This is a genomic window from Mycolicibacterium parafortuitum (genome assembly GCF_010725485.1).
Taxonomy (GTDB): domain Bacteria; phylum Actinomycetota; class Actinomycetes; order Mycobacteriales; family Mycobacteriaceae; genus Mycobacterium.
Window position 1 is genome coordinate 5,922,415 of record NZ_AP022598.1, and the last position, 12,319, is coordinate 5,934,733.

The window sequence follows — 12,319 nt, forward strand, 5'->3', positions numbered from 1 at the left end:
CCTTATGGTTCGTCAGTTACCTGTGAGAGCGCACGCGTGTAGACGACAACGCCTGCGCGGACACCCAGGCCTGCGGGCTCGCGGGACAGGCGGTTGAAGCGCTCTGCCGGCCAGGGGCGTCTATGACACCGTAGCGCCTCGGGTCCGCGGGCCGGGCATGGCCGTCCCGTCACCTGGCTTTTCAGCGCCGGGTCAGCCGCCGAATCAGTCCTCGACGACGCCGTAGCGTTCGGCGAACGGCGTCATCAGGCGGGCCAGGTCGCGCGCCACGTCGTGTCCGCGGGCGGACGATGTGCCGGAGTTGGCTTCCGGCGGCATCGAGATGTAGCTCATCGCCAGCCGCACGATCGCGCGGGCCAGCACCCCGGCGTCCTCTTCGCTGCACCGCACCCAGCTGCTCATGAACGATTCGGTGAGCCGGGTCGAGCAGTGGTTGATGATCGGCGCGCTGTCGGTGGTGATGAGCTGCAGCAGGTCCGGTTTGGAGGTGCCGGTCAGCAGCGAGATCACCAGCGGATCGGCCGCGGACTCGACGAAGAAGTCGCGGAAGCCCTGCAGGAACGCGGCGTACACGTCGCCGATGTTGCCGTTGATCGCGGTGTGGATCTGGTCGACGAGCCGGTCGGCCAGGCGCATCGCGTAGCCCTGGGCCAGGCCCTGCCGGGATCCGAACTCGTTGTAGATGGTCTGGCGGCTGATGCCGGCGGCCTTGGCGACGTCGGACAGCGTGATCTGGGACCAGTCGCGGGCCAACAGCATCTCGCGCATGCCGTCGAGGATCGAGTCGCGCAGCAGCACCCGCGACGCCTCGGCGTAACTGATGCGCTTGTCGCTGACCCCGCCCACAGGCGCGACAATAACGGTTGCGCCCACCGGTCCGGGACTTGCACCGCGAGCGCGCGTGTCTGCGCGCTCCTGCTCAGCGTGTCGCGGCGCATCACGCACGCTCGCGGCCACCGACTGCGCACTCACGGCCGCGACACCTCGACCATGTCGAAGTCCGACTTCGCCGCGCCGCAGTCCGGGCAACTCCAGTCGTCGGGGATGTCGTCCCAGCGCGTGCCCGGGGCGATGCCGTCCTCGGGCCAGCCCTTGGCCTCGTCGTACTCGAAGCCGCACTGCACGCACACGTACACCTTGTAGTCGGTTGATTGCTCTTCGCGCGAGCGCTCATCGGCCATTGCTCACTCCTGTTTCTCGAAGTCGATCTTTTCGCGCACCGCGCAGTCCGGGCAGCACCAGTCGTCGGGCACCTCGCTCCACGGCGTCCCGGCCGGAAAGCCTTCTCGCGGTTCGCCTTTGGCTTCGTCGTAGACGTAATCGCAGCCGGGGCAGCGGTAGGTGGTCACGCCTGCCCTCCGTGGCGGGCGAGCACCTTGTCGCGGACGCGGGGGTGGATGTTCACCCGGGTGAGGTCGCCGTCGTAGTGGTCCAGGACGCGGTGGTCCATCACCTTGCGCCACACCGGCGGCAGGTACGTCAGCGCGATCATCGACGCGTATCCACTCGGCAGGTTCGGTGCGCCTTCCATGCTGCGCAGCGTCTGGTAGCGGCGGGTCGGGTTGGCGTGATGGTCGCTGTGCCGCTGCAGGTGGTACAGGAACAGATTGGTCACGATGTGGTCGGAGTTCCAGCTGTGCACCGGTGCGCAGCGCTCGTAGCGGCCGCTGTCGAGCTTCTGCCGCAGCAGCCCGTAATGCTCGAGGTAGTTCACCGTTTCGAGCAGCGTGAAGCCGAAGACCGCCGAGATCAGGATGTACGGGATCAGCGCCCAGCCGAAGACCGCGATCAGCACGCCGTAGAGCACCAGCGACATCGCCCAGGCGTTGAGCACGTCATTCGACCAGTGCCACTTACTCTTGCCGGCACGCTCCAGCCGTTTGGCCTCCAACTCCCACGCGGACTTGAGGCTGCCGAACACGCTGCGCGGCAGGAACTCCCAGAACGTCTCACCGAAGCGGGCCGACGCGGGATCCTCGGGCGTCGCGACGCGCACGTGGTGGCCGCGGTTGTGCTCGATGTAGAAGTGACCGTAAAGCGTCTGCGCAAGAGTGATTTTCGCCAGCCAGCGCTCCAGAGATTCCTTCTTGTGCCCCATTTCGTGCGCGGTGTTGATGCCGACGCCGCCGAGTAGCCCGACCGACAATGCCAGGCCGATCTTGGCCGGCCACGGCAGCGCGCCGTCGAAGCCGAGCCAGCTCAGGTCCGACGCGGTGAACAGGTACGCGCCGAGGATGACGCTGGCGTACTGGAACGGGATGTAGGCGTAGGTGCAGTAGCGGTAGTACTTGTCGTTCTCCAGTCGCTGCATCACCTCGTCGGGCGGGTTCTGCCCGTCGGGGCCGAAGAACCGGTCGAGGACCGGCAGCAGGATGTACAGCAGGATCGGTCCGATCCACAGCGGCACCTGTGCCGCGGCGTGCCAGCCGATCGCGTTCAATGCCCACACCACCGGCAGCACGACGAACAACGCCGTCGGCGCGATAAGCCCCATCAGCCATAGGTAGCGCTTCTTGTCGCGCCACTGCTCGACGTTTCTGGGCTCGGTCATTTCCTGGGTGGTCATCTCAGTGCCTCCTCGCTGTGAGTGCCATCACCGATCGATCTTGACTATATAGCTCATTTTGTCGGGTGTCTAGACATAGAACCGTTCTTTGTAAAGCACACTGGCTCCGCGAGCGCGCGCGTTTGCTCGCCGACGCGCCATGGAATTCGTGCGGGACCGCGCGTTCGGCGGCCGACGAACGCGCCCGGAAGGCCGAAACGAATCCACCGGACAGCACAAACGTCGCGCTCGCGGCGGGCGAGCGCGACGTGTGCGTCAGGGATTACGGCGTGGCGGCGTACAGAAACGCGCGCTCGCCAGGCGAACGGACCACCTACTTGACCAGGCGTTTACCGACCAGCGAGTGCCGGCGGCCGTAGAGGAAGTACACCACCACGCCGATCAGCATCCACAGCCCGAACCGGATCCACGTCAGCCCGGTCAGGTTCAGCATCAGCCACACGCACGCGATGATCGACAAGATCGGCAGCACCGGCACCCACGGCGTCCGGAAGCCGCGGTCCAGGTCGGGACGGGACCGGCGCAGCACGATCACGCCGGCCGACACCAGCACGAACGCGAACAGCGTGCCGATGTTGACCATCTCTTCGAGCTTGTCGATCGGGAACACCGTGGCCGTCACCGCGACGACGGCGCCGACGATCAGCGTGATGCGCACCGGCGTGCCGCGCGAGCCGGTCTTGGCCAGCTGGGTGGGCAGCAGCCCGTCCCGCGACATCGCGAACAGCACCCGCGTCTGCCCCAGCACCAGCACGATCACCACCGTGGTCAGGCCCGCCAGCGCGCCGATCGAGATGACCTTGGCGGCCCAGTCCACACCGTTGAGCGCGAATGCCGTCGCCAGGTTCTGCGTCTCGGCCTCGCGCAGTTCGGTGTAGCTGACCATCCCGGTCAGCACCACCGACACGGCCACGTAGAGCACGGTGACGATCGCCAGCGAAGCCAGGATGCCGCGCGGCACGTTGCGCTGCGGGATCTTGGTCTCCTCGGCGGTGGTGGCGACGATGTCGAAGCCGATGAACGCGAAGAACACGATGGACGCACCCGCGAGCAGGCCGTACCAGCCGTAACTGCTCCCCTCGGCGCCGGTGATCAGCGAGAACAGCGACTGCTCAGTGCCCGACCCGCCGTGGCCCGGCTCCGGCGCCGGCACGAACGGCGAGAAGTTCGCGACCTTGACGTAGAACGCGCCGACGATCACCACCAGCAGCACCACCGCGACCTTGAGCGCGGTGATGACGAGGCTGACGCCCGCCGACAGCTTGGTCCCCATCGCCAGGATCAGGGTGACGAACGCGATGATGATCAGCGCGCCCCAATCCAGTTGCAGCCCCGCCACTTCCGCGGTGCCGCCGGCAAACCCGAAGACGGTGCCGAGATAGCTTGACCAGCCCTTCGCGACAACCGCTGCAGCGACGGCGAACTCGAGGATCAGGTCCCACCCGATGATCCACGCGACGAACTCGCCGAACGTCGCATAGGAGAAGGTGTAGGCACTACCGGCGACGGGCACCGTGGACGCGAACTCGGCGTAGCACAGCGCGGCCAGCCCGCACGCGATCGCGGCGATGATGAACGACACCGAGATCGCGGGCCCGGTCAGGTTCGCCGCGGTCGACGCGGTGATGGTGAAGATGCCCGCGCCGATCACCACCGAGACACCGAAGACGGTCAGGTCCCACCAGTTCAGGTCTTTGCGGAGTTTGGTGTCCGGCTCGTCGGTGTCGGCAATCGACTGTTCAACCGACTTGAGCCGCAGCCTGCCCGCCGGTTGGGTGTCGGGTTCGTTCGCCATCGACCGTCCTCTTTTCGTATCGGCTCAGCGGAATGTACCCACTCCCGCGGGACTCAATGGGCCAAAAGGACGCGATCGTGATCGGTGCGCGGTGGACTACAGCCCGACGGTCACCCGGAACAGTCGTGTCGGTTCCTGCGCGCTGAGCCTGATCGGGCCGTCGTCCGCCGAAACCCACGCCGCCGCACCTCGGGCCAGGTCGACCGCCGACGCCTTGGCGTGCACCGTCACCGCACCCTCGGTGCACAACAGCACCTGCGGCCCGTCGTAGCGGATCGGCGCGTCGATCTCGTGGCCGACGGCGTCGCCGTCGATGTTGACCACCGACACCGCGAACTCGGGTGCCGGTGTGGGGTAGACGATCTCAGCGCCGTCGCGGATCGTCTCCGGGGTCACCAGCACGTCCTCGGCCGGGGTGAAGTCCAGCACGCGCAGCAGTTCGGGGACGTCGACGTGCTTGGGGGTGAGTCCACCGCGAAGCACGTTGTCGGAGTTGGCCATCACCTCGACCCCGACGCCGTGCAGGTAGGCGTGCAGGTTGCCGGCAGGCAGGTACAACGCCTCCCCCGGTGCCAGCGACAGCCTGTTGAGCAGCAGCGAGGCCAGCACTCCCGCGTCTCCGGGGTAGCGCTCCCCCAGCTCGAGCACGGTCTTGGCTTCGCGGGCGAATTCCCGCTCGCCGGACCGGACGTAGTCGATCGCGCCGTCGAGCACGGCGGGCACCAGCACGTCGAGATCGGGCTGCGGGCAGGTGATCCACGTTGTGAAGAGCGCGCGCAGCCCGTCCTCGTCGCGTTGGCCCAGCAGCAGGTTGATGTACGGGTCGAGGTCGGCGACCCCGAGCGCCTGCATCAAGTCGACCGATCGGGCGGCGGGACGGAAACCCGCCAGCGCCTCGAATTGGCTGAGGGCGACGATGATTTCGGGTTTGTGGCTGCGGTCGCGGTAGTTGCGGTCCGGGGCGTTGACCGGGATGCCCAGCCGGTCCTCGCGGGCGAATCCCTCGATCGCCTGCTCGGTGCTCGGGTGCGCCTGCAGCGACAGCGGCTCGTCGGCGGCGAGGACCTTGACCAGGAACGGCAGCGTGTCGCCGAACCGGGCACGCACCGCGGCGCCGAGTTCCCCTTCCGGGTCCTCGCGCAGCGCGTCGAGCAGCGAACGTTCCCCGTCGTCGGTCTGCAGCCAGGCCGGGTCGCCCGGGTGGGCGCCGAACCACAGCTCGGCCTCGGGATGGGCAGTGGGACTTGGTGCTCCGACGAACTCGGCGATCGCGGTCCGCGAACCCCATGCATAGGTCCGCACCGCACCTCTGAGCAGATGCACTCGTTTCAACCTCGAACCAGCCGCTGGTAGACCGCCGCCATCTCGAGGCGGACCGCCAACAGCGCCAATTGTTGTTCGGGACGCGTGGCTCCGAGCGTCGTGGCTGAGCCCGGCTCGCTGTTCCCCCCTGGCACCGCGACGTCCGGGACGTCGTCGGCGTTGACGACGTGCACGTCGTCGAAACCCCTCAATCGCGCTGATACGGCGGGCCGTTCGGCGTCGGTGGTCAGCACGAAGGTGCGGGTCCGCCGCGGCACCGGCCCGTCGAGTTCTTCGTCGTGAAAGATCGAGGCCTCCCCGGCGGCGGCGTCACGCCCCCAGCCGGTGGCGATCGCCGCCAGTGCGTCGGCGAGCCCGGCGGCGGCCATCACACGGTGGGCGATCCGCAGCGACACGGTGCACACGTGCCGGGCCAACGCGACGGTGGCCGCGGAGTCACCGGCGAACACCACCTCGCGGTCGCGCATGCGGTCGGCCAGCGCCTTGGCCGGGTTGGTGAAAAGCTCACGGGCGGCGCTGTTTCGGATCGCCTCGGCATCCAGGGCGTCGGCCAGTGCGGCCAGGTCCAGGGAGAACCCGGGCAGGATCGCGTCCAGCACGGCCAGGCCGGCGGCGAGGTAGCGCGCCAACGTGAAGTCGTCGGGAACGGGCAGCCGCGGCGGCACCGCCACGGATCGTCCGGCCGTCGCGTCGCGCAGCGGTCCTTCGTACGGGGCGACGACCACGACCCGCGCCCCGCGGCGCACCGCAGTCGCGGCGGCGCTGACCAACGCCGGCTGAGCGGGGTCGTCGCCGGCGACGACGAGCACGTCGAGCGCGCCGATCCACGGCGGCGCTTCGGCGGCGACGACGATCGGCGCACCGACCGAGCCGGCGAGCACCGCGGCCAGTATCGAGCCCGCGGCCTCGGCGGTGCCGGGGCCGGCCACCCACACGACGGTGCGCGGCGGCGCGTCGGACCGCAGGCCGTCGAGGTCACCCTCGTCGAGTGCGGCCGCGGTGGCACGGACCTGCGCACCCGCCATCGACGCCGCCCGGAGCAGCCCGTGGCGGTCGGCGGCCAGCAGGCCGTCGGTGTCGTCGAGGTCGACCTCAGCCGCCGACAGAGGGCTGGTGCTCACGTCGATTCCCTTGCACCTGAGGTGATGTACCCACCGATCTCGTCGACAAGCTCCTCGACCTCCGCGGCGTCGCGGGCCTCCACGTTGAGCCGCAGCAGCGGTTCGGTGTTCGACATCCGCAGGTTGAACCACCGACCGTCGCCGAGGTCGACGGTCACCCCGTCGAGGTGGTCGATCGCCTGCACGCGGCCGCCGAAGGCCTGCAGTACCGAGTCCACGATCGCGGGCGCGTCGGTGACGGTGTAGTTGATCTCGCCGGAGGCCTCGTAGCGTTGGTAGTCGGCCATCATCTCCGACAGCGGCCGATCCTGTTCGCCGAGTGCGGCCAGCACGTGCAGCGCGGCGAGCATGCCCGAGTCGGCGCCCCAGAAGTCGCGGAAGTAGTAGTGCGCGGAGTGCTCCCCGCCGAAGATCGCGCCGGTCTCGGCCATCAGGGCCTTGATATAGGAGTGGCCGACGCGCGAGCGCACCGGGGTGCCGCCGCGTTCGGTGACCAGTTCGGGCACCGCCCGCGAGGTGATCAGGTTGTAGATGATCGTCGCGCCGATCTCGCGGCCCAGCTCGCGGGCAGCGACCAGCGCGGTGACCGCCGACGGTGAGACGGCTTGGCCGCGTTCGTCGACGACGAAGCAGCGGTCGGCGTCGCCGTCGAACGCGAGCCCGATGTCGGCGCCGACCTCGACGACGTACTTCTGCAGGTCCACCAGATTGGCCGGGTCCAGCGGGTTGGCTTCGTGGTTCGGGAAATCGCCGTCGAGCTCGAAGTACAGCGGCTCCACCGTGACCGATTTGATCGGTCCCAACACCGCGGGGGCGGTGTGCCCGGCCATCCCGTTGCCGGCGTCGACGGCGACGCGCAGCGGACGCGCACCGCCGATGTCGACCAGGGAACGCAGGAAGTCTCCGTAGTCGGCGAGGACGTCGCGTTCGGACACCGATCCGCGCGGGCCGTCGTAGCCGGGAATCCCGGCGATCACCTCGTCGCTGATCACCGACAACCCGGTGTCCTTACCGACCGGCTTGGCGCCGGCGCGGCACAGCTTGATGCCGTTGTAGGCGGCCGGGTTGTGGCTGGCGGTGAACATCGCGCCCGGACAATCGAGGAAACCCGACGCGAAGTACAGCTGGTCGGTCGAGGCGAGGCCGATGTGGACGACGTCGAGGCCCTGGGCCAACACACCTTTGGCGAACGCCTTCGCCAATGCCGGCGAGCTGGCGCGCATGTCGTGGCCGATGACGACCTGGGTGGCGGGCTGGTCTGCGCTGTCGCGGACCAGCCGCGCGAACGCGGCGCCGACGTCGGCGACGAACGGCTCGTCGATCTCGTCGCCGACCAGTCCACGCACGTCATATGCCTTGATGACGCGCTGCACGGCCTCGGCGGGACGAGACATGGGACTCCTTGGACGAAGAGACTGTTCGGTGCTCCAGCCTAGCCGTCGCGGGTTGGCTGTACGCGGTGTCGTCGCGGGGTCCGGGTTCCGGTCAGTCCGTGGGGTCGGGCAACACGCGGAGGTGACCGCGGCGTCGGCCGTTGGTCTCGGGCCGCCGCGCCGGGGGCGCCATCAGCGCGCCGCCCTGCGCTCCGGTGACCGGGTCGGTGAAGCCTGTGGTGAAGCCGGCTGTCACACCGCCGGATGGGACGGGGCCTTCGCGACCTTCTCGAACTGCGTCAGCCAACGCCACCAAGTCATCATCATCGGGGTGTGAGGGCAACGGACCGGCGTGGCGAACGAGCTCCCACCCGCGCGGGGCGGTGATGCGACCGGCGTGCATGACACACAGATCCCACGAGTGCGGCTCGGACACGGTGGCCAGCGGGCCGACGACAGCCGTCGAATCTGCATAGACGAAGGTGAGCGTCGCGACCGCATAGTGCGGGCACCCAGGCCGGCAGCAGCGACGGGGAACATTCACAGCAGGAGGTTATCGTGCAGGAACGTCCCCGTGCCGCCGGACACGCGCGGTTGTGAGGCGGCCGAAGCCCAACCGTTACGATCTTGTCCGTGACCAGGCGCCAGCATCGGGGGTCGCGGCGGGGCCGGGAGATGCGCGGACCGCTGCTCCCACCGACCGTTCCGGGATGGCGCAGCCGCGCCGAACGTTTCGACATGGCGGTGCTGGAGGCTTACGAGCCGATCGAGCGGCGCTGGCACGACCGGGTGGCCGCGCTCGACGTCGCGGTCGACGAGATTCCGCGGCTGGCCCCGAAAGATCCGGAGAGTGTGCAGTGGCCGCCGGAGGTGGTGGCGGACGGCCCGATCGCCCTGGCCCGGCTGATCCCGGCGGGGGTGGACGTCCGCGGGAACTCCACACGAGCGCGAATTGTGTTGTTCCGCAAGCCGATCGAGCGCCGGGCCAAAGACACCGACGAGCTGACCGACCTTCTGCATGAATTGCTGGTGGCTCAGGTAGCCACGTATCTGGGCGTGGAACCGTCTGTCATCGACCCGACTCTGGACGACGACTAGCGCGGCTCGTTAGATGATGCCGCGCTTGAGGCGACGGCGCTCCCGCTCCGAGAGACCGCCCCAGATACCGAAGCGCTCGTCGTTGGCGAGGGCGTACTCCAGGCACGCGTCCTTGACCTCGCAGCCCTGACAGATCCGCTTGGCCTCGCGGGTGGAGCCGCCCTTCTCGGGGAAGAACGCTTCCGGATCGGTCTGGGCGCACAGGGCGCGTTCCTGCCACTGGTCTTCGTCCAGCGGGTCGAAGTCGTCGCTGAAGTGATCGACGTGTTCGGGCACCAGACTGAGTTGGGGACGTCCGTTCGCCCCCGACTGCACCGGACCGGTCTGGATGTGCGGCGCACTCCCTACCGAGCCGAGGAGCCTGTTCTCGAACGCTGCCGAATCGTCGAAATCCGCCTGTTCAAATGCCATTTCCCCTCCTCCACGGGTCTCGTAGTTCCGTATCTGCCAGCCTCGCGAAATCCGCGAGACCATCCCCATTCGAACAAGTGATCGAATCTCGGTCTGCGACACCGGAACCGGCCGGAGAACCGCGAAATGACACTGGTGTGATTACACACGCGTTAGCTGCCCCGGTCAAGCGCTGGAACAGGAATTCATACCATTCCGTGACTTGTTTTCGGCGCGTCGCGCTGTGGCGTGTCTATCACCCTCCCCACCGGCCGCCCCTCGACGGGGTTGGACCGCCTAGTCTCGTTCGTTGTGAAGGTCACGGTTCTGGTCGGCGGTGTCGGCGGTGCACGGTTCCTGCTCGGTGTCCAACATCTATTGGGCTTGGGGCAGTACAGCACTCAAGATACCAATGATCATGAAGTGACCGCTGTGGTCAATGTTGGTGATGATGCATGGATGTTCGGGGTCCGCATCTGCCCTGACCTGGACACCTGCATGTACACCCTCGGTGGTGGCATCGACCCCGAGCGTGGTTGGGGTCACAAGAACGAAACCTGGAACGCCAAAGAGGAACTCGCGGCCTACGGGGTACAGCCGGACTGGTTCGGGCTCGGTGACCGCGACCTCGCCACCCATCTGGTGCGCACCCAGATGTTGCGTGCGGGCTACCCGCTCTCGGACATCACCGAAGCGCTGTGCCGGCGCTGGTCCCCCGGCGCGCGGCTGCTGCCCGCCAGTGACGACCGCTGCGAAACGCACGTGGTGATCACCGATCCCGGCCCCGGCGAGTCGGCCGGGGAGAAACGCGCCGTCCACTTCCAGGAATGGTGGGTGCGTTACCGCGCCCAGGTGCCGACCGACAGCTTCGCGTTCATCGGGGCCGACAAGGCCACTGCCGCACCCGGTGTCACCGACGCGATCGAGAACGCCGACATCGTGTTGATCGCGCCGTCGAACCCGGTGGTCAGCGTCGGGGCGATCCTCAACATCGGCGGCATCCGCGCCGCGCTGCGCTCGACGAAAGCGCCGGTGATCGGCTACTCCCCGATCATCGCCGGAAAGCCGTTGCGCGGCATGGCCGACGCGTGCCTGTCCGTGATCGGGGTGCCCAGCACCTCCGAGGCGGTCGGCAACTACTATGGCGCGCGTTCGTCGACGGGCATCCTGGACGGCTGGCTGGTCCACGAGGGTGACCACGCCGAGATCGACGGTGTGAAGGTCAAGGCCGTACCGCTGTTGATGACCGAGCCCGCCGTCACCGCCGAGATGGTGCGCGCCGGAATGGAACTGGGCGGGGTCACATTGTGAGCGATCACGGCACCTCGGCGCCCGTCGAGATCCTGCCGGTGGCGGGGCTGCCGGAGTTCCGTCCGGGTGACGATCTCGCCGCGGCGATCGCGGCCGCGGCCCCGTGGCTGCGCGATGACGACGTGGTCGTGGTCACCAGCAAGGTGCTGTCCAAGACCGAGGGCCGGATGGTCGCCGCCCCGTCGGACCCCGAAGAACGGGATGCGCTGCGACGCAAGCTGATCGACGGTGAGGCGGTGCGGGTGCTGGCCCGCAAGGGGCGCACGCTGATCACCGAGAACGCGTTGGGCCTGGTGCAGGCCGCCGCCGGCGTGGACGGGTCGAACGTCGACTCGAACGAACTGGCGCTGCTGCCGGTCGATCCGGACGGCAGTGCGGCGGCTCTGGTCGCGGCGCTGCACGAGCGGCTCGGGGTCCGGGTCGCGGTCGTTGTCACCGACACGATGGGGCGGGCCTGGCGGACCGGGCAGACCGACGTCGCAATCGGGTCGGCCGGGCTGGCGGTGCTGCACGCCTACGCCGGCGAACACGACGAGCACGGCAACGAGCTGATCGTCACCGAGATCGCGGTGGCCGACGAGATCGCCGCCGCGGCAGATCTGGTGAAGGGCAAGCTGACCGCGGTGCCGGTCGCGGTGGTGCGCGGACTGGCGGTGCGGGACGACGGGTCCTCGGCGCGCAATCTGGTGCGCGCCGGCGAGGAGGACCTGTTCTGGCTGGGCACCGACGAGGCGCTGGCGCTGGGCCGCTCGCAGGCGCAGCTGCTGCGGCGCTCGGTGCGCCAGTTTTCGTCCGAGCCGGTGGACGGCGCGCTCATCGAGGCCGCGGTCGGTGAGGCGCTGACCGCGCCCGCGCCGCACCACACCCGCCCGGTGCGGTTCGTGTGGGTGCAAGACGGTGCGGTGCGGGTGGCGCTGCTGGACGAGATGAAGCAGCGCTGGCGCGCCGACCTGCTCGGCGACGGCCGCGACCCCGAATCCGTCGAGCGGCGAGTCGGCCGCGGACAGATCCTCTACGACGCACCGGAATTGGTGATCCCGTTCATGGTTCCCGACGGCGCGCACAGCTATCCGGACGTGCAGCGGACCGCGGCCGAACACACGATGTTCACGGTGGCCGCCGGAGCGGCGGTGCAGGGCCTGCTGGTCGCCCTCGCGGTGCGCGGCGTCGGCAGCTGCTGGATCGGGTCGACGATCTTCGCGCCGGATCTGGTGCGTACGTCATTGGATTTGCCGGACGATTGGGAGCCGTTGGGCGCCATCGCGATCGGATACGGGCAGGAACCTCCCACGCCGCGCGATCCGGTTCCGACCGACGGCCTGCTGGTTCGGCGATGACTTCG

The 12,319-nt window shown here is 68.5% G+C and carries 13 protein-coding genes; 3 read left to right on the forward strand and 10 right to left on the reverse strand.

All coding sequences use genetic code 11. The features are described 5' to 3' along the window. Positions 1–204: 204 nt before the first annotated feature. From alkX to NTM_RS27955, 9 genes are all read right to left on the reverse strand, one after another. Complete coding sequence (gene alkX, locus NTM_RS27915) at positions 205–846, reverse strand: TetR family transcriptional regulator AlkX (protein WP_163769236.1); 642 nt, start codon at positions 844–846, stop codon at positions 205–207. 122 nt (positions 847–968) lie between these two features. After that, positions 969–1,181 carry a rubredoxin gene (locus NTM_RS27920; RefSeq protein WP_104863148.1) on the reverse strand — a complete coding sequence of 71 codons (213 nt, stop codon included), beginning with the start codon at positions 1,179–1,181 and terminating at the stop codon, positions 969–971. Positions 1,182–1,184: 3 nt separating this feature from the next. After that, positions 1,185–1,349, reverse strand: a complete 165-nt coding sequence (locus NTM_RS27925) for a rubredoxin (protein ID WP_163769237.1) — start codon at positions 1,347–1,349, stop codon at positions 1,185–1,187. After that, positions 1,346–2,566, reverse strand: coding sequence for an alkane 1-monooxygenase (locus tag NTM_RS27930; protein ID WP_163769238.1), 1,221 nt, complete (start codon positions 2,564–2,566; stop codon positions 1,346–1,348). Before NTM_RS27930 ends, NTM_RS27925 begins: the two co-directional genes overlap by 4 nt. A gap of 313 nt (positions 2,567–2,879) precedes the next feature. Further along, positions 2,880–4,361, reverse strand: coding sequence for an APC family permease (locus tag NTM_RS27935; protein ID WP_163769239.1), 1,482 nt, complete (start codon positions 4,359–4,361; stop codon positions 2,880–2,882). Between the two features lie 96 nt (positions 4,362–4,457). Then, positions 4,458–5,684, reverse strand: a complete 1,227-nt coding sequence (manA, locus tag NTM_RS27940; protein WP_163769240.1) for a mannose-6-phosphate isomerase, class I — start codon at positions 5,682–5,684, stop codon at positions 4,458–4,460. A gap of 5 nt (positions 5,685–5,689) precedes the next feature. Continuing rightward, positions 5,690–6,805, reverse strand: a complete 1,116-nt coding sequence (locus tag NTM_RS27945; protein ID WP_232079866.1) for a TobH protein — start codon at positions 6,803–6,805, stop codon at positions 5,690–5,692. Continuing rightward, positions 6,802–8,199, reverse strand: a complete 1,398-nt coding sequence (locus NTM_RS27950) for a phosphomannomutase/phosphoglucomutase (protein ID WP_163769241.1) — start codon at positions 8,197–8,199, stop codon at positions 6,802–6,804. Before NTM_RS27950 ends, NTM_RS27945 begins: the two co-directional genes overlap by 4 nt. A 91-nt stretch (positions 8,200–8,290) precedes the next feature. Continuing rightward, positions 8,291–8,722, reverse strand: coding sequence for a DUF3499 domain-containing protein (locus NTM_RS27955; RefSeq protein WP_083143115.1), 432 nt, complete (start codon positions 8,720–8,722; stop codon positions 8,291–8,293). A gap of 131 nt (positions 8,723–8,853) precedes the next feature. Between NTM_RS27955 and NTM_RS27960 the strand changes: the two genes are divergently transcribed. Then, complete coding sequence (locus NTM_RS27960; RefSeq protein WP_083143116.1) at positions 8,854–9,276, forward strand: metallopeptidase family protein; 423 nt, start codon at positions 8,854–8,856, stop codon at positions 9,274–9,276. 9 nt (positions 9,277–9,285) lie between these two features. On the opposite strand, the gene NTM_RS27965 is transcribed toward NTM_RS27960, so the two are convergent. Beyond that, positions 9,286–9,555 carry a WhiB family transcriptional regulator gene (locus NTM_RS27965; RefSeq protein WP_179964101.1) on the reverse strand — a complete coding sequence of 90 codons (270 nt, stop codon included), beginning with the start codon at positions 9,553–9,555 and terminating at the stop codon, positions 9,286–9,288. 423 nt (positions 9,556–9,978) lie between these two features. Between NTM_RS27965 and cofD the strand changes: the two genes are divergently transcribed. Next, the gene (gene cofD / locus NTM_RS27970; protein WP_163769242.1) at positions 9,979–10,977 is read left to right on the forward strand and encodes a 2-phospho-L-lactate transferase; all 999 of its coding nucleotides are present in this window, start codon (positions 9,979–9,981) and stop codon (positions 10,975–10,977) included. Beyond that, positions 10,974–12,314 (forward strand): coenzyme F420-0:L-glutamate ligase, encoded by a 1,341-nt coding sequence (locus NTM_RS27975; RefSeq protein WP_163769243.1) that lies wholly within the window; start codon positions 10,974–10,976, stop codon positions 12,312–12,314. Before cofD ends, NTM_RS27975 begins: the two co-directional genes overlap by 4 nt. Positions 12,315–12,319 lie beyond the last annotated feature (5 nt).

Coding starts and splice junctions, on each gene's coding strand:
- NTM_RS27930 (WP_163769238.1), bottom strand. CDS start 2,566: ATGACCACCCAGGAAATGACCGAGCCCAGAAACGTCGAGCAGTGGCGC.
- NTM_RS27950 (WP_163769241.1), bottom strand. CDS start 8,199: ATGTCTCGTCCCGCCGAGGCCGTGCAGCGCGTCATCAAGGCATATGAC.
- NTM_RS27935 (WP_163769239.1), bottom strand. CDS start 4,361: ATGGCGAACGAACCCGACACCCAACCGGCGGGCAGGCTGCGGCTCAAG.
- NTM_RS27920 (WP_104863148.1), bottom strand. CDS start 1,181: ATGGCCGATGAGCGCTCGCGCGAAGAGCAATCAACCGACTACAAGGTG.
- NTM_RS27960 (WP_083143116.1), top strand. CDS start 8,854: ATGCGCGGACCGCTGCTCCCACCGACCGTTCCGGGATGGCGCAGCCGC.